Annotated in this window: 20 protein-coding genes; 12 read left to right on the forward strand and 8 right to left on the reverse strand. The window is 73.0% G+C overall.

Going from position 1 to position 21,737, the window contains the following annotated elements; translation table 11 throughout:
• Positions 1-4: 4 nt before the first annotated feature.
• Together ACQY0Z_RS15345 and ACQY0Z_RS15350 are read right to left on the reverse strand one after the other, a co-directional pair.
• Positions 5-2,788 (reverse strand): ATP-dependent helicase C-terminal domain-containing protein, encoded by a 2,784-nt coding sequence (locus ACQY0Z_RS15345; RefSeq protein WP_439812412.1) that lies wholly within the window; start codon positions 2,786-2,788, stop codon positions 5-7.
• Positions 2,789-2,792: 4 nt separating this feature from the next.
• The gene (locus ACQY0Z_RS15350) at positions 2,793-3,611 is read right to left on the reverse strand and encodes a methyltransferase domain-containing protein (RefSeq protein WP_189899721.1); all 819 of its coding nucleotides are present in this window, start codon (positions 3,609-3,611) and stop codon (positions 2,793-2,795) included.
• A gap of 365 nt (positions 3,612-3,976) precedes the next feature.
• Here ACQY0Z_RS15350 and rpsA point away from each other — a divergent pair, with 365 nt between their 5' ends.
• From rpsA to ACQY0Z_RS15370, 4 genes are all read left to right on the forward strand, one after another.
• Complete coding sequence (gene rpsA / locus ACQY0Z_RS15355) at positions 3,977-5,470, forward strand: 30S ribosomal protein S1 (RefSeq protein ID WP_086700269.1); 1,494 nt, start codon at positions 3,977-3,979, stop codon at positions 5,468-5,470.
• 235 nt (positions 5,471-5,705) lie between these two features.
• Positions 5,706-6,644 (forward strand): PAC2 family protein, encoded by a 939-nt coding sequence (locus ACQY0Z_RS15360; RefSeq protein ID WP_189899364.1) that lies wholly within the window; start codon positions 5,706-5,708, stop codon positions 6,642-6,644.
• A 45-nt stretch (positions 6,645-6,689) separates the two neighbouring features.
• Positions 6,690-7,301 (forward strand): dephospho-CoA kinase, encoded by a 612-nt coding sequence (gene coaE, locus ACQY0Z_RS15365; RefSeq protein WP_189899365.1) that lies wholly within the window; start codon positions 6,690-6,692, stop codon positions 7,299-7,301.
• 50 nt (positions 7,302-7,351) lie between these two features.
• Positions 7,352-7,732 carry a tetratricopeptide repeat protein gene (locus ACQY0Z_RS15370; RefSeq protein WP_019525320.1) on the forward strand — a complete coding sequence of 127 codons (381 nt, stop codon included), beginning with the start codon at positions 7,352-7,354 and terminating at the stop codon, positions 7,730-7,732.
• A gap of 19 nt (positions 7,733-7,751) precedes the next feature.
• Here the strand turns inward: ACQY0Z_RS15370 and ACQY0Z_RS15375 are convergent, their stop codons facing one another.
• Entirely contained in the window at positions 7,752-8,024 is a 273-nt protein-coding gene (locus ACQY0Z_RS15375) for a DUF6343 family protein (protein WP_439812413.1), read from the reverse strand.
• A gap of 139 nt (positions 8,025-8,163) precedes the next feature.
• Between ACQY0Z_RS15375 and ACQY0Z_RS15380 the strand changes: the two genes are divergently transcribed.
• Positions 8,164-8,844 (forward strand): class I SAM-dependent methyltransferase, encoded by a 681-nt coding sequence (locus tag ACQY0Z_RS15380; RefSeq protein WP_347226085.1) that lies wholly within the window; start codon positions 8,164-8,166, stop codon positions 8,842-8,844.
• A 243-nt stretch (positions 8,845-9,087) separates the two neighbouring features.
• Here the strand turns inward: ACQY0Z_RS15380 and ACQY0Z_RS15385 are convergent, their stop codons facing one another.
• Positions 9,088-9,774 carry an RNA-binding S4 domain-containing protein gene (locus ACQY0Z_RS15385; RefSeq protein ID WP_347226084.1) on the reverse strand — a complete coding sequence of 229 codons (687 nt, stop codon included), beginning with the start codon at positions 9,772-9,774 and terminating at the stop codon, positions 9,088-9,090.
• 98 nt (positions 9,775-9,872) lie between these two features.
• On the opposite strand from ACQY0Z_RS15385, the gene ACQY0Z_RS15390 reads away from it, so the two are divergent.
• Entirely contained in the window at positions 9,873-10,586 is a 714-nt protein-coding gene (locus ACQY0Z_RS15390) for a uracil-DNA glycosylase (RefSeq protein WP_439812414.1), read from the forward strand.
• A gap of 41 nt (positions 10,587-10,627) precedes the next feature.
• Entirely contained in the window at positions 10,628-11,605 is a 978-nt protein-coding gene (gene pip / locus ACQY0Z_RS15395) for a prolyl aminopeptidase (protein ID WP_439812415.1), read from the forward strand.
• Positions 11,606-11,628: 23 nt separating this feature from the next.
• On the opposite strand, the gene ACQY0Z_RS15400 is transcribed toward pip, so the two are convergent.
• A complete protein-coding gene (locus tag ACQY0Z_RS15400) occupies positions 11,629-12,765 on the reverse strand; it encodes a glutathione-independent formaldehyde dehydrogenase (protein ID WP_189899376.1) in 1,137 nt (378 codons plus the stop codon).
• Between the two features lie 221 nt (positions 12,766-12,986).
• Here ACQY0Z_RS15400 and ACQY0Z_RS15405 point away from each other — a divergent pair, with 221 nt between their 5' ends.
• Positions 12,987-13,178 (forward strand): hypothetical protein, encoded by a 192-nt coding sequence (locus ACQY0Z_RS15405; protein ID WP_031018510.1) that lies wholly within the window; start codon positions 12,987-12,989, stop codon positions 13,176-13,178.
• Positions 13,179-13,196: 18 nt separating this feature from the next.
• Here the strand turns inward: ACQY0Z_RS15405 and glpK are convergent, their stop codons facing one another.
• Together glpK and ACQY0Z_RS15415 are read right to left on the reverse strand one after the other, a co-directional pair.
• Entirely contained in the window at positions 13,197-14,714 is a 1,518-nt protein-coding gene (glpK, locus tag ACQY0Z_RS15410) for a glycerol kinase GlpK (protein WP_189899378.1), read from the reverse strand.
• 42 nt (positions 14,715-14,756) lie between these two features.
• Entirely contained in the window at positions 14,757-15,659 is a 903-nt protein-coding gene (locus tag ACQY0Z_RS15415) for an MIP family channel protein (protein ID WP_189899380.1), read from the reverse strand.
• A 345-nt stretch (positions 15,660-16,004) separates the two neighbouring features.
• Between ACQY0Z_RS15415 and ACQY0Z_RS15420 the strand changes: the two genes are divergently transcribed.
• The gene (locus ACQY0Z_RS15420) at positions 16,005-17,864 is read left to right on the forward strand and encodes an FUSC family protein (protein ID WP_439812416.1); all 1,860 of its coding nucleotides are present in this window, start codon (positions 16,005-16,007) and stop codon (positions 17,862-17,864) included.
• A gap of 260 nt (positions 17,865-18,124) precedes the next feature.
• Here ACQY0Z_RS15420 and ACQY0Z_RS15425 read toward each other — a convergent pair whose 3' ends face one another.
• Entirely contained in the window at positions 18,125-19,075 is a 951-nt protein-coding gene (locus tag ACQY0Z_RS15425) for an endonuclease/exonuclease/phosphatase family protein (protein ID WP_381727499.1), read from the reverse strand.
• A 134-nt stretch (positions 19,076-19,209) separates the two neighbouring features.
• Between ACQY0Z_RS15425 and ACQY0Z_RS15430 the strand changes: the two genes are divergently transcribed.
• The 3 genes from ACQY0Z_RS15430 to ACQY0Z_RS15440 all read left to right on the forward strand — a co-directional run bounded on the left by ACQY0Z_RS15430 (position 19,210) and on the right by ACQY0Z_RS15440 (position 21,712).
• Positions 19,210-20,574, forward strand: a complete 1,365-nt coding sequence (locus tag ACQY0Z_RS15430) for an amidohydrolase (protein WP_347226081.1) — start codon at positions 19,210-19,212, stop codon at positions 20,572-20,574.
• Positions 20,575-20,677: 103 nt separating this feature from the next.
• Entirely contained in the window at positions 20,678-21,370 is a 693-nt protein-coding gene (locus ACQY0Z_RS15435) for a DUF899 domain-containing protein (RefSeq protein WP_189899388.1), read from the forward strand.
• A 156-nt stretch (positions 21,371-21,526) separates the two neighbouring features.
• A complete protein-coding gene (locus tag ACQY0Z_RS15440; RefSeq protein WP_189899390.1) occupies positions 21,527-21,712 on the forward strand; it encodes a hypothetical protein in 186 nt (61 codons plus the stop codon).
• The last annotated feature ends 25 nt before the right edge of the window (positions 21,713-21,737 follow it).

A 21,737-nucleotide genomic window follows, 5' to 3' on the forward strand; every position in this document is an offset into this window, starting at 1 on the left:
CCCGCTACCGGTGCAGTCGCGCGTTGGTGTGGCGGGTGGGCTGCGCGGCGGCCGGGTCCTCCGGCCAGGGGTGCTTCGGGTACCGGCCGCGCAGCTCCGCCCGCACCTGCTGGTAGCCCTCGCGCCAGAACGAGGCGAGGTCGGCGGTGACGGCGGCGGGCCGCCCGGCCGGGGACAGCAGGTGCACCAGCAGCGGCACCCCGGCCACCGTGGGCGACTCCTGCAGCCCGAACATCTCCTGCAGCTTCACGGCGAGCACCGGCCGCTCCGGGTCGGACCAGTCGACGCGTACGGCCGAACCGCTGGGCACGGTGATCCGCTCGGGCGCCAGCTCGTCGAGGCGCGCCGCCTCGCCGGACGCCCACGGCAGCAGCCGCGCGAGCGCCTGCCCGGCGTCGATCCGCGCGAGGTCGGCCCGGCGCCGTGCCCGGCTCAGCTCAGGCTCCAGCCACTCGCCCACGCGCGCGTGGAGGGCCTCGTCGGACACGTCCGGCCACGGCTCCCCCAGCCGCGCGTACAGGAACGCCAGCCGCTGCCGCAGAACCTCCGCCCCGGCCGTCCACCGCAGCAGCCCGAACCCCTCCCGGCGCAGACCGTCGAGCAGCGCGGCGCGCACCAGGGCGGGGTCGGCGTCCGTGAGCGGCCGCGTGGTCAGCTCGACCGCCCCGAGCCGTTCCACCCGGCGCGCCACGACGTCTCCGTCGCCCCAGCGCACCTCCTCACACCGCTCGAGCAGCGTCCCCGCCGCCAGGCTCGCCACGTCCTCGTCCACGGCGGCCCCGAGCAGCACGCGCGCGTGCCCCCGCCCCACGGGCCGGTCGGCGACAGCGACGGCGACCCACTCGGCCCCCCGCAATGCGGACCCGCCGCCCACCTCGGCCCGCGTCCCGCCCACCATCAGATACGAGCCCCCGTCCACCCGAGCCACCCGCTCGGGAAAAGCGAGCGCCACGACAAGCCCGACGGCCCGCTCGTCCACTCCGGCTGCGCGTGCGCCGGGTGCGGGTTCTCGCCCGCCCGGCCGGTTCCCGCTGCGGGGCGTCGGCGCCGTGCCGCCGTCCGACGGTGCCGAGGCTCGGCCCGAGCCGGGTGCGTGGCGCCCACCGGCTGTGTGCTCCTCGGCCCCGGCTGCGCGTGCGCCGGGTGCGGGTTCTCGCCCGCCCGGCCGGTTCCCGCTGCGGGGCGTCGGCGCCGTGCCGCCGTCCGACGGTGCCGAGGCGCCCGGGCCGCCCGCAGCCGAGGTCCCGCCCTCGGCGTTTCCGCCCGGCCCCTCGGCCCCCTCTGCCTGGGACAAGGCGCCCCGCAGCCGTCGTACCTCCGTGCGCCAGCGCGCCGCGTACCCGTCGCCGCCCTTGCGGGCCGTGCGGAGCGCCGTGGGCAGGTCGTCGCCGTAGTCGCGCGGTGGCTCCTCGGAGAGGAGGGCGACCACCTCGGCGGCAAGGTCGGCGCCCACCTGCGGGGACGCGTCCAGGAGGGCGCGGCCCAGGCGAGGGTGGAGGCCGAGGCGGGTCAGGCGGGTGCCCCGCCCGGTGGGGCGGCCGTCCGGGCGTACCGCGTCGATCGCCGTGAGCACCTCCCGGGCCGCCGCCATCGCGCCGCCCGGTGGCGGGTCGAGGAGCGCCAGGCCGGAGGCGTCCGGGTCGCCCCAGCAGGCCGCCTGGAGCGCGAACGCCGTCAGGTCGGCCACCTTGATCTCGGGGGAGGGGTACGACGGCAGCCGCGCGTCCTCCGCCTCCGCCCAGCAGCGGTACACCGCGCCCGGCGCCTCACGCCCGGCGCGCCCCGCCCGCTGCCGCCCCGCCGCACGTGAGGCCCGTACCGTCGCGAGCGCGCTCAGGCCCCGCGCGTGGTCGACGCGCGGCTCGCGGGCGAGGCCCGAGTCCACCACCACCCGTACACCCGGCACCGTCAGCGAGGACTCCGCGACCGAGGTCGCCAGCACCACGCGCCGCCGCTCCCCGGGCGACAGCACCGCGTCCTGCACGGCGGCCGGCGCACGCCCGTGCACCTGGAGAACGTCCACACCGGACAGGCCGCCCAGCATTCCGGCCACCCGGGAGATCTCCCCGACCCCCGGCAGGAACACCAGCACGTCGCCGTCCCGCTCGGCCAGGGCCCGCCGTACCACCGCCGCGACATGCGTGAGCAGCGCCGGGTCCACCCACATGCCGTGCGGCGGGCGCACCGCGCGCGGGGGCGGCGCCCACACCACGTCGACCGGGTGAGCGGCGCCCCGCGCCTCGACGATCGGCGCGCCGCCCAGCAGCCGAGCCCAGCCTTCCGCGTCCGTGGTCGCCGACGCGGCCACCAGCCGCAGGTCCGGCCGCAGCGTCTCGCGCACGTCCCACAGGAACGCCGCCGCCGTGTCCGCGTCCAGATGCCGCTCGTGGCACTCGTCGAGCACCACCGCGTCCACCCCGGCCAGCTCCTGGTCGCGCTGGAGCCGCTGCAGCAGCACACCCGTCGTGACGACCTCCACGCGCGTGTCCCGCCCCACGGCCCGCTCCCCGCGCACGGTGAAGCCGACCGAGGCGCCCACCCGCTCGCCCAGCAGCCACGCCATCCGGCGCGCCGCCGCGCGGGCCGCGATCCGCCGGGGCTCGGCGACCAGCACCCGCCGCGCGGGACCCGCCCCCCACAGCCCGGCGAGCGCCAACGGCACCAGCGTCGTCTTGCCGGTGCCGGGCGGCGCCACCAGCACCGACGTGCCGTGCTCCTCCAGCGCCCCGGCGAGCGAGGGCAGCGCCTCGCGCACCGGAAGCGACTCCAGCGCCTGGTGACGGATCACGCGCTCAGTCCCGTACGCACACGAAGATCGCCGTGCCGGGGATCAGACTGCCGCGCAGCGGCGACCAGCCGCCCCACTCGGCGGTGTTCCAGGCCGGCCACTCCGGCTCCACCAGGTCCACCAGCCGGAAACCGGAGGCGACCACGTCGCGCACCCGGTCCCCGAGCGTCCTGTGGTGCTCGACGTACACCGCGTGACCGGTCTCGTCCTGCTCCACGTACGGCGTGCGGTCGAAGTACGACCCGGACACGCTCAGCCCCTCCGGACCGGGTTCGTCCGGGAACGCCCAGCGGATCGGGTGCGTCACGGAGAACACCAGCCGCCCTCCCGGACGCAGCACCCGGCGCACCTCCCGCAGCACCAGCCGCGGATCGGCGACGAAGGGCAGCGCCCCGTACGCCGAGCAAGCCAGGTCGAAGGAGGCGTCGGCGAAAGGAAGCGCGCCCGCGTCCGCGCACACGAGGGGGAACGCCCCGCCGATGCGCAGCGCGTGCTGGAGCTGGCGGTGCGAGATGTCCAGCGCCACCGGACGCGCGCCCTGCGCGGCCAGCCAGCGCGAGCACTGCGCCGCGCCGGCGCCCAGCTCCAGGACGTCGCGCCCCTTCAGCTCCTCCGGCGGGCCGAGCAACTCCGCCTCCACCTCGTCCAGGCCCTCCGGGCCCCACACGAAGCGGTCGTCGCCGAGAAACGTCCCGTGCTCGTTCTGGTACTCGTCGGCGTTGCGGTCCCACCAGCCCCGGTTGGCCCGGGAGCTCTCCGTGACGCCGGCCTCCCGCCGGGTGGCCTCGGGTTCGGGGGCTTCGGGGACTTCGGACTCTTGGATGATCGGCTCCCTCGTCGTACTCTTCCGTCCAGCCGGGTCCCCGGTGTGTCGCCGAGGGGGCCTTCTTCACCCCTGCATGGCCTCGGGAGACGGCAGTTGTGCCGGTTATGCGGCGATCCGCCCCGGGTGGGCGGCTTCGCGCATTGACCCTGCCCGGCAGCCCCCGTATGCTACAAGTTGCGCTGCGGGCCTGCGCACCTCAGACGTAGCAGGCTGCGCTCGCATCTGTTGTATGTCCCCTCGGTTGTCGAGGCGCCACCGGATTTTTGTGGCGCTTCCTTGGCTGTCCGGCTTCTGCAGAGCGAAACGGGCTCCGGCGTAGCAGTACCTACGACTTCAATGTCCGTACCGGAGCCCTTTCCCACATGACGAGCAGCACCGAGACCACCGCCACCACCCCGCAGGTAGCGGTCAACGACATCGGTAACGAGGAAGCTTTCCTCGCCGCGATCGACGAGACGATCAAGTACTTCAACGACGGCGACATCGTCGACGGCGTCATCGTGAAGGTCGACCGGGACGAGGTCCTGCTCGACATCGGTTACAAGACCGAAGGTGTCATCCCGAGCCGAGAGCTCTCGATCAAGCACGACGTCGACCCGAACGAGGTCGTCGCCGTCGGCGACGAGATCGAGGCCCTGGTCCTCCAGAAGGAGGACAAGGAAGGCCGCCTGATCCTCTCGAAGAAGCGCGCCCAGTACGAGCGTGCCTGGGGCACCATCGAGAAGATCAAGGAAGAGGACGGCATCGTCACCGGTACCGTCATCGAGGTCGTCAAGGGTGGTCTCATCCTCGACATCGGCCTCCGCGGCTTCCTTCCGGCCTCCCTGGTCGAGATGCGCCGCGTCCGCGACCTCCAGCCCTACGTGGGCAAGGAGCTCGAGGCGAAGATCATCGAGCTGGACAAGAACCGCAACAACGTGGTCCTGTCCCGCCGTGCCTGGCTGGAGCAGACCCAGTCCGAGGTCCGCCAGACGTTCCTCACGACCCTCCAGAAGGGTCAGGTCCGTTCCGGCGTCGTCTCCTCGATCGTCAACTTCGGCGCCTTCGTGGACCTGGGCGGCGTGGACGGTCTCGTCCACGTCTCCGAGCTCTCCTGGAAGCACATCGACCACCCCTCCGAGGTCGTCGAGGTCGGCCAGGAGGTCACGGTCGAGGTCCTCGACGTCGACATGGACCGCGAGCGCGTCTCCCTGTCGCTGAAGGCGACCCAGGAAGACCCGTGGCAGCAGTTCGCCCGCACCCACCAGATCGGCCAGGTCGTGCCCGGCAAGGTCACGAAGCTGGTTCCGTTCGGTGCGTTCGTCCGCGTGGACGAGGGCATCGAGGGTCTGGTCCACATCTCCGAGCTGGCCGAGCGCCACGTGGAGATCCCGGAGCAGGTCGTCCAGGTCAACGACGAGATCTTCGTCAAGGTCATCGACATCGACCTCGAGCGCCGTCGCATCAGCCTCTCGCTGAAGCAGGCCAACGAGGCCTTCGGCGCCGACCCGACGGCGGTCGAGTTCGACCCGACCCTGTACGGCATGGCCGCGTCCTACGACGACCAGGGCAACTACATCTACCCCGAGGGCTTCGACCCCGAGACCAACGACTGGCTCGAGGGCTACGAGAAGCAGCGCGAGGAGTGGGAGCGCCAGTACGCCGAGGCGCAGGCCCGCTTCGAGCAGCACCAGGCGCAGGTCATCAAGTCCCGCGAGGCGGACGCCCAGGCCGCTGCCGAGGGTGGCGAGCCCGCCGCTCCGGCCGCGTCCGGCGGCGGTTCGTACTCCTCCGAGGGTGGCGACCAGTCCGGCGCCCTGGCTTCGGACGAGGCGCTGGCCGCGCTTCGCGAGAAGCTGGCGGGTGGCCAGAGCTGAACGCTCTCCACTGAGGGTTAGTGGTTGATCTGAGGGGTCGCACCTTGCGAGGTGCGGCCCCTCAGGCGTGCCCCTGGGCGCCTGGGCGGGTGCGTCGTCGGCCGCGGGCCCGGAGGGCTTGTCGCGCAGTTCCCCGCGCCCCGGAGGGGGTTGTCCCGAGGGTGTCGTCTGCGGTGGGAATGCCTGTGCTTCGTGCCACGTTGTGGTGGGTGAAACACGAGGAGGAGCGGTCACTGTGCTTGATCCGCAGGATTTGTACGCCTGGGAGCCGAAGGGTCTGAACGTCGTCGACACGGCGCTGGCCCAGGAGTCGGCCGGACTTGTCATGCTCTACCACTTCGACGGATACATCGACGCGGGCGAGACCGGCGACCAGATCGTCGACCGGCTGCTCGACTCGCTGCCCCACCAGGTCGTCGCCCGGTTCGACCACGACCGGCTCGTCGACTACCGCGCCCGCCGGCCCCTGCTCACCTTCACGCGCGACCGGTGGACCGACTACGAGGTCCCGGCCATCACCGTGCGGCTCGTCCAGGACGCCACCGGAGCGCCCTTCCTGCTGCTGTCGGGGCCGGAGCCGGACGTGGAGTGGGAGCGCTTCGCCGCCGCCGTGAAGCAGATCGTGGAGCGCCTTCAGGTGCGCCTGTCGGTGAACTTCCACGGCATCCCCATGGGCGTCCCGCACACCCGCCCGGTCGGCCTCACCCCGCACGGCAACCGCACCGACCTCGTCCCGGTCAGCACCAGCGTCTTCGACGAGGCGCAGGTCCCGGGCAGCGCCGAGGCCCTGGTCGAGCACCGGCTGATGCAGGCCGGGCACGACGTCCTGGGCGTCGCGGCGCACGTGCCGCACTACATCGCCCGCTCGCCGTACCCGGACGCGGCGCTGACCGCGCTGGAGGCCATCACGGCCGCCACCGGTCTCGTCCTGCCGAGCGTGGCGCACTCCCTGCGCACCGACGCCCAGCGCACCCAGACCGAGATCGACCGGCAGATCCGCGAGGGCGACGACGAGCTCACCGCCCTCGTCCAGGGCCTCGAGCACCAGTACGACGCCGCGGCGGGCGCCGCGACCCGGGGCAACATGCTGGCCGAGCCGGTGGACATCCCGTCGGCGGACGAGATCGGCCGCGAGTTCGAGAAGTTCCTGGCCGAGCGGGAGGGCGACAACTGACGCCCGCCGGACCGCCGGTCACCGTGGACGCCTAGGCTGCTGCCCATGCTGACAGTGGGCCTGACCGGCGGTATCGGAGCCGGCAAGAGCGAGGTGTCGCGGCTGCTCGTGGAGCGCGGAGCCGTGCTGATCGACGCCGACCGCATCGCACGCGAGGTCGTGGCACCGGGCACGCCCGGGCTCGCCGCCGTCGTGGAGGCCTTCGGCGAGGACATCCTCGCCGAGGACGGCAGCCTGGACCGGCCCCGCCTGGGCGCCCTCGTCTTCAACGACCCGGAGAAGCTCGCCACGCTCAACTCGATCGTGCACCCCCTGGTGGGCGCCCGGTCGCGCGAGCTGGAGGAGGCCGCGCCCGAGGACGCCGTCGTCGTCCACGACGTCCCGCTCCTCACCGAGAACGGCCTCGCCCCCCTCTACGACGTCGTGATCGTCGTCGACGCCAGCCCCGAGACCCAGCTCGACCGGCTGGTACGGCTGCGCGGCATGAGCGAGGAGGACGCCCGGGCCCGCATGGCCGCCCAGGCCACCCGCGAGCAGCGCCGCGCGATCGCCGACATCGTCATCGACAACGACGTGCCCCTCGACGAGCTGGAACGCCGCGTCAAGGAGGTGTGGGCCGACCTGGTCCGCCGCGCGCGGGAGCGCCGGCCGGAATAGGGGGCGCCGGGCGAGGCGTTGACGCCTCGGAGTGAGGGAAGGATTCCGCCGTGCCCCAGACCAGTGGTCCGTCCGGACGTACGCCGGAGACGCACGTCATCGACTTCCGCGCCGCCGAGCATCTGCTCGCCTCCCGCGACCCGCGGGGTGCGGTGAAGCTGCTCGACGGCGTGATCGACGTCCATCCCGAGAACACGGCCGCGCGGCTGCTCCGGGCGCGCGCCTTCTTCGCGGCGGCCCAGCTGCGCCCCGCCGAGCTGGAGTTCTCGCTCGTCCTGGAACGGGAGCCGGACAACGCCTTCGCCCACTACGCCCTCGCCCGCACCTACGAGCGGCAGGGCCGCACCCACCCGGCCAAGCGCCACTTCCGCCTCGCGGCGGCGCTGGACCCGAACCCGGAGTACCTGAAGGCCGCGCGCTTCGACGGCTGAGCCGCGGGCGCGGACGTCCTCAACGCCTGTCCGACGGCTCGTGCGGGGGCTCGTACGGCGGGATGTCGCGGCCCGGCTGGTAGTGCGGGCCCTGGCGGATGTGCCGGACCACGAACGCCAGGTCCGCCACGACGACCAGGAGCAGCATCCCGCAGGCCAGCGCCCAGCCCGGATACCCGGCGAGCGCGAACCCCACCGTTCCGGCGACCGTCCAGATCACACCCCAGATGCTCAGCCAGAACCGCACGCGCAGGGGACTCCGCGCGGTCGTCGGTTCACTGCCGGTACGCATCGCGATCACACCCCGGGGCGGCCGAGCTCTCTCGCGGTCCGGGTGCCCGCCTCGACCCCCTGTCACTCGTTCGGGTGGCATCGGCGGGGAGGGGAACGGACGTGCGGGAGCGGTCCGTTCGACGGGCATGGAGCAGACGATGCGGGCAGGGTACGAGGGGACGGGACCCGGGGCGATCACCCCGGACGGCTGCGCGGTGGAGTTGTACGCGCGGCTTCCCGTGGGGGACGAGCCGGACGTGATCGCGGCTGCGGTGCCGGCGGGGGCGCGGATCCTGGAGCTGGGCTGCGGGGTGGGGCGGATGACCCACGCGCTGCTGGAGCGCGGCTTCGAGGTGACGGCGGTGGACGAGTCCGCCGAGATGCTGGAGCGGGTGCGCGGGGCGCGGACGATACGCGGCCCGATCGAGCGGCTGGACCTCGGTGAGACGTTCGACGTGGTGCTGCTGGCCTCGTTCCTGGTGCACGCGGGGGACGAAGAGATACGCCGGGGCATGCTGCGCACCTGCGTGCGGCACCTCGCGGAGGGCGGGTGCGTGCTGATCCAGCGGGAGGGAGCCGACTACCACACGAACGTGCCGCGCGAGCGGACCGACCCGTCGGGCTTCACGGTGCGGATCGCCTCCGTGGAGCCGGTGGGCGACGGCGTGGACTCGGTGCACGTGGAGTACGTCTTCCCGGACGCGACCTGGACCCAGACGTTCCGCTCCCGCCCGCTGACCCCGGAGCAGTTCGAGGGAGTACTGGCGGAGACGGGGCTGAGGGTGGACCGGTATCTGACGGAGGACGGGATGTGGGCGAGGGCGGTGCGTATGGCGTGACCTTGGTCGCGGTCTCTAAGGCGTCGGTGTTCACGCCTCGTCTGCTTGCGGCTGGGGCGTGTATCCCGCTCGGGTGCTGACGGGTCGGGGTGGGCCCCGGGGGCTCGGGTGCTCATGGCTCAGGGGCACCTCCGGCCTCGGTGCTCGCGGCCGAGGGCAGCGTCCCGCCCCGGATGCTCGCGGCCGAGGGGTGCCTCCCGCCTCAGGTGTCAACGGTCGGGAGGTGCGTCCCGCCTCGGCTGCTCACGGCCGAGGCGCGCCCCCCGCCCCCTTGTTCCTGCCCCGGCGTCCGCCCCCACCGGTCCCGCGGCCGCCCGCGCCACCCGTGTCCCTGCGTCCGCCCGGCGTCGCACTCGGGTCGCCGGCGACGGGCGGGCCCGCGTAGCCGCCGAGCGGGCCCGGCCCGCCCAGGCCGCCCAGTCCGCGCAGCCGTTCCAGTTCGCGGCGGTCCCGCTTGGTCGGGCGGCCCGCCCCGCGGTCGCGGATGCCGGCGGGGGCGACGGCCTCGCGCGGCGGGGGCGGCGGCGAGTTGTCGATGTAGCACTGGACGGCTACGGGCGCCCCCACCCGCTTGCGGATCAGCCGCTTCACGACGACGACCCGCTCCCGCGTCTCCACACGCACCCGTACCTCGTCGCCTACCCGCACGGAGTGCGACGGCTTCACCCGCTCGCCGTTCACGCGGACGTGCCCGCCCCGGCAGGCGGCGGCGCCCATGGACCGCGTCTTGACCAGCCGTACCGACCAGATCCAGCTGTCGATCCGTACGGTCTCGCCGTTCTGCGGGCCCGCCGCCTCGGCGGCGGCCACCGCGGCGGCGACCTTCGGGTCCACGGCCTCGGGTGTGGCCCCCGCGGGAGCGGTCGCCGCGCCCTCGGCGCCTTCGTCCGCCCCGGCCGTCCTGTCGTTCTGCGCACCCTCGGCAACCATGCTCCCGACCTTAGCCCGCCCGGCCCGCCGACCGGACGCGGATACAGGCGGGCGCGATCCGCGCCCGGGTGCCGTACCGGACGCCTACCGTGGGAGTCATGGATCCCCAAGGCCTCGCCCGGCTCGACCGGCGTATCGCCGGCTGCCGTGCCTGCCCGCGCCTGGTCGCCTGGCGCGAGGAGGTCGCCCGTACCAAGCGGGCCGCGTTCGCGGACTGGACGTACTGGGGGAGGCCGGTGCCCGGGTTCGGGCCGCCCGACGCGCGGCTGCTGGTCATCGGTCTCGCGCCCGCCGCGCACGGCGGCAACCGCACCGGCCGGATGTTCACCGGCGACCGCTCCGGCGACGTGCTGTACCAGGCGCTGTACGACGTGGGCCTGGCCTCCCAGGCGACCTCCACGCACGCCGACGACGGCCTGGAGCTGTACGGGGTCCGTGTCACCGCGCCCGTGCACTGCGCCCCGCCCGCCAACAAGCCCACCCCGGCCGAACGGGACGCCTGCCGGCCCTGGCTGGTGCAGGAGCTGCGGCTGCTGCGGCCCACGGTCCGCGCGGCCGTCGTCCTCGGCGCGTTCGGCTGGCAGGCGGCGCTGCCCGCGTTCGCCGAGGCCGGCTGGACCGTGCCCCGCCCGCGGCCCGTCTTCGGGCACGGCGCCCATGTCGAGATGGACGCCGCCGACGGTCCGCCGCTCGGCCTCTACGGCTGCTTCCACGTCAGCCAGCGCAACACCTTCACCGGCAAGCTCACCCCCGAGATGCTCCGGGACGTCCTGCGCACGGCGGCCACGGCAGCCGGACTGCAGCCGCCGTAATAGGGATGAGCGGGCCCGCCCGGCGGGGATACGGTGCCCCGATGGGCAGGTATCCGGAGATCGAACCGTACGACCACGGCATGCTCGACGTCGGGGACGGCAATCACCTCTACTGGGAAACCTGCGGCAACCCGCACGGCAAGCCCGCGGTGGTGCTGCACGGCGGACCCGGCTCCGGCGCGGGCGCCGGACTGCGGCGCTACTTCGACCCGGACGCGTACCGGATCGTCCTGTTCGACCAGCGGGGCGCGGGACGGTCACGGCCGTCGGCCGCCGACCCCGCCACCGACATGAGCGTCAACACGGCGCCCCACCTCATGGCCGACCTGGAACGGCTCCGCGCGCACCTGGGCATCGAGCGCTGGCTCGTGTGGGGCGTGTCCTTCGGCTCGGCCCTGGGCCTGCGGTACGCCCAGACGCACCCCGGCGTGGTTGCCGAGCTGGTGCTGACGGGCGTGGCCACCGGCTCGCCCGGGGAGGTCGACCTGCTGACGCGGGGCCTCGGCCGGATCTTCCCGGATGCCCACGAGCGGTTCCTCGCCGAACTGGCCGAGGACGAGCGCGACGGCAACCTGGCCGCCGCGTACAACCGCCTGCTGGAATCACCCGACCCCGAGGTCAGGGCCCGCGCGGCGCAGGCGTGGACGGACTGGGAGACGGCGATCATCCCCGCCCCGCCCGGTTCCGTCGAACGGTTCCGCGACCCGGAGTTCCGCTACGGCTTCGCCCGTACCGTCACCCATTACTGGGGCAACGACCACTTCTTCGGCGACTTCCCCGGCGACGGGGGAGAGGAGGGCGTCGTCCTGCGCGACGCACACCTCCTGAAGGACGTGCCCGGCACCCTGGTCCAGGGCAGCCTCGACCTCGGCAACCTCCTCGGCATCGTCTGGCGGCTGCACCACGCCTGGCCGGGCAGCGAGCTGGTGGTCGTCGACGACGCCGGACACGACGCGGGCGCCGTCGGGGACGACGCCCTGGTGGCGGCGACGGACCGGTACGCCCGCCGCCGCCCCTGAGGACAGCGGTTCCTGCGGCGGTCCTACGGGTGCAGCACCACCTTGGTGTAACCCTCGATCCGCTTGTCGAACTTGTCGTACGCCGACGGCGCCTGGTCCAGCGGCAGTTCGTGCGAGACCACGAAGCTGGGCTTGGCCCGCCCCTCGATGATCATGTCGCGGAGCTGCCGGTTGTACCGCTTGACGTTGCACTGGCCGGTGCCGAGCTTCAGGCCCTTCTCGAAGAGCTTGCCGACGGCGACCATCAGCATGCCCTGCTTGGCGGCCTCGTCCGGGGCGCCCGGGTCGGACGGCACGTACAGCCCGGGGATGCCGAGCATGCCGGTGGCCCGGACCGTGCGGATCAGGGCGTTCAGCACGGTCGCCGGCTCCTCGCGGTCGGTGCCGCCGCCCGCCGAGGCCTGGTAGCCGACGGCGTCGATGCCCTTGTCGGTGCCCATGCCCTCGGTCTGGTCGTGGATCTGCTCGACCGGGTCGCCCTCCGCGAAGTTGACCGGAACTGCGCCGATCTCCTGGGCCTTCTGCAGCCGCTCGGCGACGCGGTCGACCACGAACACCTTCCGCGCGCCGCGCAGCAGCGCCGAGTAGGCGGCCATCAGGCCGACCGGTCCGGCGCCGTACACGGTGACGCTGTCGCCCGGGCGCACCTGGGCGAGTTCGCAGCCGTGATACCCGGTGGGGAAGATGTCCGCGAGGAGCACGAAGTCCTTCTCGTGCTCGGTGCCCGCCGGCAGCTTCAGGCAGTTGAAGTCGGCGTAGGGGACGCGCAGATACTCCGCCTGCCCGCCCTTCCAAGGGCCCATGGCCACATAGCCGTACGCGCCGCCCGGGAAGCCGGGGTTGACGGTGAGACAGTAGCCGGTGAAGCCCTCGACGCAGTTGGTGCAGAAGCCGCAGGCGACGTTGAAGGGCATGACCACGCGGTCGCCCTCCTTGATCGAGGTGACGCCCGGGCCCACCTCGGCGACGATGCCCATGTTCTCGTGGCCGAAGGTGATACCCGGCTCGGCGGCCGTGCGGCCCTCGTACATGTGCAGGTCGGAACCGCAGATCGCGGTCGAGGTGATGCGTACGATCACGTCGTTCGGATGCTGGATCGTCGGGTTCTCGACGTCCTCGACGGCGACCTCGAACGGTCCCTTGTACACGACGGCCTTCATGGTGCGATCTCCGTTCGGTTGGTGTTCTGCGTGGTGCGCAGTGACGCCCCTCCCGATGGCCCGCGTGACCGATATCTCATGATTCTCCGGTCTTGTGGACGGAGCAAGCCGGTAACATCCGACGAATATCGTGCGACGTCCGCCCCGCTCCCGGAGGCGCCGCACGCCGGCGGTCAGGACGCCACCCGACACGACACCCGACGAGAGGGGAAGGGCGGAAAATGGCAGCTCAAAGGCTGGGAACACTGCTGGTGGCCGTGCCCGGGCTGTCCGGCACCACATACCCCCCGGGCACGACCGTGACGGTCCGCGGCCGCGGCGCGACCGTGGACGCGTTCGTCAACGGCGACTGGCTCCCGCTGTCCTGGTGGGAGTTCTCCGACGGTCTGCGTGAGGACATCGCCGACCGCTGACGATCCACCTCGACGGGCTCAGTCGACCTTCACCCAGTCCAGGGTGCGCTCGACGGCCCGCTTCCAGTCCTCGTAGCCCTGGCGGCGCCGGTCCTCGTCCCACGACGGTTCCCAGCGCCTGGACTCCTGCCAGTGCGTGCGGAGCTCGGCCTCGTCGTTCCAGAAACCCGTGGCGAGACCCGCGGCGTACGCGGCGCCCAGCGCGGTGGTCTCCGCGACCACGGGCCGGCTGACCGGCACCCCGAGCACATCGGCCTGGATCTGCATGCACAGGTCGTTCGCGGTGACACCGCCGTCGACCTTGAGCACGTCCAGGTGAACCCCGGAGTCCTGCTCCATCGCCTCGACCACGTCACGGCTCTGGTAGCAGATCGCCTCCAGCGTGGCCCGCGCGATGTGGCCGCCCGTGTTGTACCGGGACAGGCCGACGATGGCACCGCGGGCGTCGGAACGCCAGTACGGGGCGAACAGTCCGGAGAAGGCCGGCACGAAGTAGATGCCGCCGTTGTCCTCCACCGACCGCGCCAGCGCCTCGCTGTCCGGGGCCGTGCCGATGATCTTCAGCTGGTCGCGCAGCCACTGCACGGCCGCGCCGGTCACGGCGATGGAACCCTCCAGCGCGTACACCGCCGGGCTCCCGGCGAACTGGTACGCCACCGTCGTCAGCAGGCCGTTCTGCGAACGCACCAGCTCGGTGCCGGTGTTCAGCACCAGGAAGTTGCCGGTGCCGTACGTGTTCTTGGCCTCGCCGGGGGAGAAGCAGACCTGCCCCACGGTGGCCGCGTGCTGGTCACCGAGAACGCCGGTGATCGGCACGGCGGCGCCCAGCGGACGGGACGTACGGGCCTGGCCGAACGCCTCCGGGTGGGAGGAGGGGTTGATCGCCGGGAGCATCGAGCGCGGGATGCCGAAGATGCCGAGCAGCTCGTCGTCCCAGTCGAGGGTCTCCAGGTTCATCAGCATGGTGCGGCTGGCGTTGGTCACGTCCGTGGCGTGGATGCCGCCGTTCGGACCTCCGGTGAGGTTCCACAGCACCCAGGCGTCCGTGTTGCCGAACAGGGCGTTGCCCGCCTCGGCCTCCTCACGCAGGCCGTCCACGTTGTCCAGCAGCCACTTGATCTTGCCGCCGGAGAAGTAGGTGGCCGGCGGCAGTCCCGCCTTGTGGCGGATCGTGTCGCCGTGGCCCTCGCGTTCGAGGGCCGCGGCGATGCTGTCGGTGCGCGTGTCCTGCCAGACGATCGCGTTGTAGTACGGGCGGCCGTTGCGCGGATCCCACACGACGGTCGTCTCGCGCTGGTTGGTGATGCCGATGGCCCGCAGGTCGGAGGCCGTGAGGCCGCCGTCGCGGAGGGCGTTCTGGATCACCGTGTTGGTACGCTCCCAGATCTCCACCGGGTCGTGCTCGACCCAGCCGGAACGGGGCAGGATCTGCTGGTGCTCCAGCTGGTGCTTCGCCACCTCGTTACCGGCATGATCGAAGATCATGAATCGGGTGCTGGTGGTCCCCTGGTCCACCGCGCCGACGAATTCGGGCATCGCTGAAACCTTTCCTGAGTGACGACGGGTCCCGGGGCGGCCTTACACCTCCTCGGTGGCCGGGCCTTCCTCCTGGGCCTCCATCGCCGCCGTCCTGGCGGTGACCACCGGCTTGATGATCAGGTCGTAGACCAGCACGCCGGCGACGCCGCCGATCAGGGGGCCGACGATGGGGATCCACCAGTAGCCGCTGAACCACCCGAACGTGCCCGGAAGGGCGATGTCGCCCCAGCCCTCGAAGTACGTGAACAGCCGCGGACCGAAATCTCGCGCGGGATTGATCGCGTATCCGGCGTTCGTTCCGAAGGTCAGGCCGATGGCGACGACCACCAGGCCGATGAGGAACGGGTGGAGATTCGACAGGGGCGCGACATTCTTCAGGTCGATGAGCGCGCAGACCAGAAGAAGCAGAATTCCGGTGCCCACGATCTGGTCGAGCAGCGGACCCCACCAGGAATCCCCGAAGTATTCTGCGGGGAAGGTCGCGAAGATGGAATAGGTGGCCAGTGACTCGTCACGGGCCAGCCCCGCCTTCGCGTCGGCGGCGTCGATCGCCCAGTGGTAACAGGCATAGACGAGCGCGGCGCCGACGAAGGCACCGAGCAGCTGGGCCAGCCAGTAGGCGGGCACCTTCTTCAGCGGGAAGTCCCTGCGCACCGCGAAGGCCAGGGTCACCGCCGGGTTGATGTGGGCGCCGCTGATGCCGCCGGCCACATAGACCGCGAAGACCACGGCGAGGCCCCATCCCCAGGCGATGATGAGCCAGTTGGCCGGCCCGAAATCGACGAACTGGCGCCCGGAACCGGGCAGGCCCACCACGGCGACGGCGACGGATCCGACGCCCAGCAGAATGAGGACGAACGTCCCCAGGAATTCGGCGAGCATTTCGCCGCCTATGCCTTCGCGATAGCCGCGTCGGCGCGGAGCTGTAACGCGATCAGCCATCAGCTCTCCTCGAACGGAAATGGCGCGGACTGTGCCTCCCCATGTCGGCAGCGTAGGTCCACCGCCCACCCCGGGCGCGCGGAGAGCGGTCTTTCCCACCAACGGCGCAATTCGATGAGCGGTGGGGGAGAAGGCGGTCAATACTGCGGGGTTTTCGGGGGATCGAGTGGCGGGGTGACCGTGTCGTCCGCGGAGGACGGACGAGCGCGTCCGCCCGGCTGTCACGCCGTCGAAACACGCCCGTTCCCTTCCGTCAGTGAAGTCCGCCTACCGTGGGGGTAAGAGTTCCGCCCCGGTCAGCGTCGCCCGAAGGAGCAGCCGCAGTGACCGGACGACAGGAGCCCTGTGACCCGCACCGCCCCCGCCGTACCCCCGTGGCTCGCCCATGCCCTGCGGTCCCAGCGGGGGCCGGTCCCCCGGAGCGCGATGCTGCGCGGTGCGCTGGGCGGCGGGCCGCTGCTGCTCGTGGCCGTGCTCGCCGGGCAGCCCACCCTCGGGGTGGTCGCCGCGATCGGCGCCATGTTCGCCGGGATCAACGACCGCCCCGGCAGCCGGCGCGCCTCCGTGGCCCGGATCGGGACGCCCGCCCTCGCCGGCGCGGCCGGACTGCTGACGGGCACCCTCGCAGGGGACCACGTCCCGGCCGTGCTGCTCACCCTGCTGCTGACCGTGCTCGGCCTGGCCGCCGGAGGGATCAGCGCGCTGGGCCCTGTGGGGTCCTCCGCCGGGACGCAGCTGCTCGTCGGCGCCGCCGTCGGGGCGGGCATGCCGCTGCCCGAGCCGGGCTGGCTGCGGGCGGTCGCCTTCGTCGCGGGCGCCGGATGGCTGCTCCTGCTGCGGCTCGCGCTGCCCACCTCCCACACCCTCGCCGGCGACCGCCGCTTCGAGCTGCGCTTCGACGGGGAGCGCGCCGCCGTCGCCGGGGTGTACGACGCCATCGCCGCCCTGCTCGACGCCGCCGGCTCGGACAGTGCCACCGCACGGCGGGCCGCTCTCACCGCCGCCCTCGACCAGGCGCAGGACGCGCTCGCCGGACCCCGGCTGCGCCGCCATCCCTCCTCCGCGGCCGAACGCCGGCTGCACGCCCAGTACGCCGCCGCCCTCCCGCTCGCCGAGGCCGCCACCGCGCTGGCCTGGGCGGGGGACCCGGTGCCCGACCGTACGTCCGAGGCGCCCCGCCGCCTCGCCGCCGCCGTGCGCAACGGCGCCCCCACCGGCCCGCTGCCCGCCCCCATCCGTTCCGCGCCCGGCCTGCGCGCCCTGGACGACGCCCTGCTCTACGCGGCCGAGGCGTTCGACCGGGCCGACAGCAGGCGGCTGCACGGCCGCAGGCGCTCCCGCGCCGCCGTCCTGCGGACCGTCCTCGGCGCCCGCGGCCGCGAGTACGGGATGCGCGTCGCCCTCTGCTTCGGCGCGAGCGCCGCCGTCGCCCAGGCGCTCTACCACGCCCACTGGTACGGGCAGCACGAGCACTGGTACTGGCTGCCCGCCACCGCCGTCTTCCTCGTCAAGCCCGACCTCGGGCCGCTCGCCTCCCGTGTGCTGTCCCGCGCCGCCGGAACCGTCCTGGGCGCCCTGCTGTTCGCCGGACTCGCCGCGGTGCTGCCCCGCCCCGAAGGACTCGTCGTCCTCGTCACCGTCTGCGGGGCGCTGATCCCGCTCGCCACCCGGCACTTCGCCGCGCAGACCGCCGTCGTCACCGTGCTCGTGCTGGCCCTGGTGATGGCCGGCGGCGAACCCCAGGCGTCCCTCGCCCGCATCGGCGAGACCCTCCTGGCCTGCGCGATCGTGCTGGTCGTCGGACACCTGCCCACCCTCGGCCGGCGCGGCGACGCCATCCGCGCCCGGCTCACCGAGGCGAGTGGCGCCGCCCGCGAGTACCTCGCCCATGTGCTGGGGGAGTCGGAGGACCGTGAGGCCCGCTGGGCACTGCGCCGCGAGGCCTACCGCACCCTCGCCGAGGCCCGCGCCGCCATCGCCCTCGCCTCCGCCGAACTCCCGCCCCTGGCCCGGCACGCGGACGGCGCCGACGAGATCGCCAAGACCCTCGAACGCCTCGTCGACACCACCACCGCCTGCGCGGTCCACCTGGACGACACAGGCACCCTCGCCCCCACCCACCTCCACCGCCTCACCACCCTGGCCACAGAGCTGCACATCCCGGTACCGCAACACCGCCGCCCCACAGCCAGCACCGTCACCTGACCGCCCAGAAAGGGGCGCGGGGAACTGCGCGCGCAACCCTCACGCACCGGTACTCGCCCGACGGACGTCAGCCGCCGCCCCCCAAGAGGCGCGGGGAACTGCGCGCCCAGCCCCCACGCACCGGCACGCGCTCGACGGACGTCAGCCGCCGACCCCCCCAAGGGGCGCGGGGAACTGCGCGCCCAGCCCCCACGCGCCCGCACCCGCCGCCCCGGCGCCAACCACCTCCCACGGGCCTCCCAAAGAAGAACGCCCCGCGTTCAAACCACCCGCACCCACACCGGCGCATGATCCGACCCCGCCACCCCCCTCCGCTCCCCAGGATCCGTTCCGACGGACGGCAACCGAGGCGGCCCCTCGTCCGGCAACCCCGTCCCCGCCGCCGAAACCCTCCGCACCAGCCGGTGACTCAGCAGCACATGGTCGATCAGTTCCCGCCGCCCCGAGTTCACCCGCGAATACCGTTCCGACGCCGGAATCAGCGGCGCCACGTCCCACAGCCGTACCGCGTCCCCCCGGTCCGGCCGCTCGTACCCCGGCGTGCCGATCTCCGACCCGGGCGGTCCCAGCAGCATCTGCGTGGTCGCCGCCTGCACCTCGTCGTTGAGATCACCCAGCACCGCCACGTCCCGCTCCCGTCCGTCGCCCTCCAGCAGCCGGTCGGCCAGCGCGCGCAGCGCCGCCGCCTCGGCCGCCCGCCGGTACAGCGCGTAGGCCCCGTACCGGGCCCGTTCGCCCTCGTCGCGCGGCTGGAAGCGGCCGTCCGGGTACGACAGCAGCTTCGACTTCAGATGGCACACCGCCACCCGCAGCGGCCCCCGCTCGCCCGCGACCTCCACCGCGAGGAAGCCGCGCCCGGCCTGAGAGACGGTCAGGCCGGTGTCGTCCGCCTGCACGGGCAGCATCCGCGGCGGGAACGCCGCCGTGTCGGCGACCACCGTCAGCTCCGTTCGGCTGAGGAAGCCCACCCGCGTGCCCCGGCTGTCGGTGTGGGAGGACAGCGCGACGTGCCAGTCGTCGTCCAGCATCCCCACCAGGTCGTCCAGCGCGCCGGGGTCGCCCACCTCCTGCACGCCGAGCAGCCCCGGATCCAGTTCGGTGATCACCGCGGCGAGCGCGGCCAGTTTCGACGCGTAGGCGGCCTCGTCGTGGGGCCCGTAGGGGCCGCCGGGCCGGTACAGGTTCTCCAGGTTCCAGGTGCCGAGGAGCAAGGCGGGCCCCTTTCAGCCGTGGGCGGGCTCGTGGTGAGGCCAGGGTGCGCGCCCGGCCCGCCGTGCGACAGAGCCGCGACGGGATGTCGCGGTTCGGCTCCCCCGGGGTCGGAGTCCCGTCGTACGTTGACGTGATGACGCCTTCTGCCGTGGAGAGTCCCGCCGGCCTCATCATCACCGGATGCACCGTCCTCACGCACGACGATCAAGAAGAGGCCGTCTTCCTGGAGAACGCGGCGGTCGTCGTCCGCGACGGGATCATCGAGGAGGTGACCGTCGCCGAGGCCGTCGCCGGGCGCGCGGCCGACGAGTGGATCGACGCCCGCGGGCAGGTCGCCCTGCCCGGCCTGATCAACTGTCACACCCACGCCCCCATGGTCGTCCTGCGCGGACTCGCCGAGGACCTGCCGACCGAGGAGTGGTTCAACGACGTCGTCTGGCCGGTGGAGTCCAGCCTCACCGAGCGGGACGTCACCCTTGGCGCGCTGCTCGCCTGCGCGGAGATGATCCGGGCCGGCGTCACCTGCTTCGCCGACCACTACTTCGCCATGGACGCGGTCGCCGAGGTGGTCGCCGCTTCCGGGATGCGCGCCCTGCTGGGGGAGGCGTACTTCTCCTCCCAGGGCCCTCAGGCGCGGGAGAAGTCCCTGGAGTTCGCGCTGCGCCACCGGGGCGCGGCCGGCGGGCGCATCACCACCGCGCTCGCCCCGCACGCCCCCTACACGGTGAACGACGCCGACCTCACCGCCACCGCCGAACTGGCCCACGCGCACGGCCTCCCCGTCCATCTGCACGCCGCCGAGAACCGCGACCAGACCGAGGCGTCCCTCGCCCGGCGCGGCGTCACCCCCGTGGAGGTGCTGCACCGCACCGGCATCCTGGACACCGATGTCCTCATCGCCCACGGCACCGGCATCGTCGAGAGCGACCTGCCGCTCCTGGAGCACGCGCGGGGGCGCACGGCGGTGGCGACCGCGCCCCGCGGCTACCTCAAGTTCGCCTGGCCCACCACGACTCCCGTACGGGCGCTGCGCGACATCGGCGTCCCGGTCGGGCTCGCCACGGACGGCGCCGCGTCGAACAACTCCCTCGACGTGTGGGAGTCGATGGCGCTCACCTCGCTGATCCAGAAGTCAACGGAGGGCGAACCCCGTTGGCTGACCTCACGTCAGGCCCTGCACCACGCCACGCTGCAGAGCGCCCGCGCGGTCGGCCTGGAGGGCAGCGTCGGCCGTGTCGTGCCCGGGCATCGCGCCGACCTCGTCCTGGTCGACCTCACCGGGCCGCACACCCGGCCCGTGCACGACCTCGCCGCGACCCTGGTGCACAGCGCCCGCGCCGCCGACGTCCGCACGACCGTCGTCGACGGCCGGATCCTCATGCGCGACCGGCGCCTGCTCACCATCGACGTCCCCGAGGTCGTACGCGAACTGGACGAGCGCCTGCCCGCCCTCGTCGACCGCTCCCACGGCCGGCGCATCCAGGAGTACGACACCTGAGCGGCCCGTGCCGCGGTGGCGGAAAAAACTTCGCACGCGGCCGATGAGTTCCGCGCGGCACCCCGGTCACCCCTCGCAACGGGACCGTCGTACAGGAGGAACCATGTCGCTTCCGGAGATCGTCACGCGCGCCGAGTGGCGCGCGGCGCGCGAGGAACTGCTCGAGAAGGAGAAGGCCGTCACCCGCGCGCTCGACGCCCTCCGTGCCGAACGGCGCCGGCTGCCCATGGTCCCCGTCGACCGCGAGTACCTCTTCGAGGGCGGCGACGGCAAGGCCACCCTGTCCGACCTCTTCCAGGGGCGGCAGCAGCTCGTCGTGCACCACTTCGTGTTCGACCCGGAGTGGGAGACCGGGTGCCGCTGCTGCTCCGCCTTCCTCGACCAGCTCGGACACCTGGCCCACCTGCACGCGCGGCGCACCACGTTCGCCGCCGTCTCCCGCGCGCCGTTCACCCGCATCCTGCCGTTCAAGGCCCGGATGGGCTGGACGGTGCCCTGGTACTCCTCGCACCCCGGCGACTTCGACGCGGACTTCGGGGTGCTCACGGCGGGGGGCGACGGCGGGACGGCGCAGCGCCCCGGCGTGAGCTGCTTCCTGCGCGAGGGCGACCGAGTCTTCCACACCTACTCGGCGTACGGCCGCGGTCTGGAGGGGCTGGGCTCCACCACCAGCCTGCTGGACCTGACCGCGCTCGGCAGGCAGGAGCCCTGGGAGGAGCCCCGGGGACGCGCGCACGCCGTCGGGGCGCCCGTGGCGCGGGAGCGTCTCCGGTACCACGACGAGTACGACGACTGACACGGACGGTGACGGATTACTCCGAAAAGCTGAGAGCGCGCTCACACTTGGCAGTGAACGGGTGTCAACTACGTCTCAGTACCGTCACCGGACGAGGCGTTCGCCCCATGGTTGGCGTTTAACTCTACGAGTACAGCGCTACATGGAGGTGGCAGGGTGAACGGGCGAACCGTGCTCGAACGCTTTCCCGCAGGTGGACCGCGTGGCTCCTGGCCCGCGGAGGAGTTCGCGCACGCGCGGCGCCTGGAGGGCCTGCCCGCCGAGGTCGTCATGGACCTCGCCACCGACATGTTCCTGGTGATCGTGCGCGGCGAGAGCGCCGGCGGCGAGGCGGTGGCGTGACCCCGGCCGCGCGGGGCGGTGCGCG

Origin of the sequence: Streptomyces sp. P9-2 (assembly GCF_051903975.1) — a bacterium.
Classification (GTDB): domain Bacteria; phylum Actinomycetota; class Actinomycetes; order Streptomycetales; family Streptomycetaceae; genus Streptomyces; species Streptomyces cellulosae.

Excerpts from the sequence above, each read along its gene's own strand:
- ACQY0Z_RS15385 (WP_347226084.1), bottom strand. The coding sequence starts at position 9,774 with ATGGTTGCCGAGGGTGCGCAGAACGACAGGACGGCCGGGGCGGACGAA.
- ACQY0Z_RS15430 (WP_347226081.1), top strand. The coding sequence starts at position 19,210 with ATGACGCCTTCTGCCGTGGAGAGTCCCGCCGGCCTCATCATCACCGGA.
- glpK (WP_189899378.1), bottom strand. The coding sequence starts at position 14,714 with ATGCCCGAATTCGTCGGCGCGGTGGACCAGGGGACCACCAGCACCCGA.
- ACQY0Z_RS15380 (WP_347226085.1), top strand. The coding sequence starts at position 8,164 with ATGCGGGCAGGGTACGAGGGGACGGGACCCGGGGCGATCACCCCGGAC.
- ACQY0Z_RS15415 (WP_189899380.1), bottom strand. The coding sequence starts at position 15,659 with ATGGCTGATCGCGTTACAGCTCCGCGCCGACGCGGCTATCGCGAAGGC.
- ACQY0Z_RS15435 (WP_189899388.1), top strand. The coding sequence starts at position 20,678 with ATGTCGCTTCCGGAGATCGTCACGCGCGCCGAGTGGCGCGCGGCGCGC.
- rpsA (WP_086700269.1), top strand. The coding sequence starts at position 3,977 with ATGACGAGCAGCACCGAGACCACCGCCACCACCCCGCAGGTAGCGGTC.
- ACQY0Z_RS15405 (WP_031018510.1), top strand. The coding sequence starts at position 12,987 with ATGGCAGCTCAAAGGCTGGGAACACTGCTGGTGGCCGTGCCCGGGCTG.
- coaE (WP_189899365.1), top strand. The coding sequence starts at position 6,690 with ATGCTGACAGTGGGCCTGACCGGCGGTATCGGAGCCGGCAAGAGCGAG.
- ACQY0Z_RS15400 (WP_189899376.1), bottom strand. The coding sequence starts at position 12,765 with ATGAAGGCCGTCGTGTACAAGGGACCGTTCGAGGTCGCCGTCGAGGAC.
- pip (WP_439812415.1), top strand. The coding sequence starts at position 10,628 with ATGGGCAGGTATCCGGAGATCGAACCGTACGACCACGGCATGCTCGAC.
- ACQY0Z_RS15390 (WP_439812414.1), top strand. The coding sequence starts at position 9,873 with ATGGATCCCCAAGGCCTCGCCCGGCTCGACCGGCGTATCGCCGGCTGC.
- ACQY0Z_RS15375 (WP_439812413.1), bottom strand. The coding sequence starts at position 8,024 with ATGCGTACCGGCAGTGAACCGACGACCGCGCGGAGTCCCCTGCGCGTG.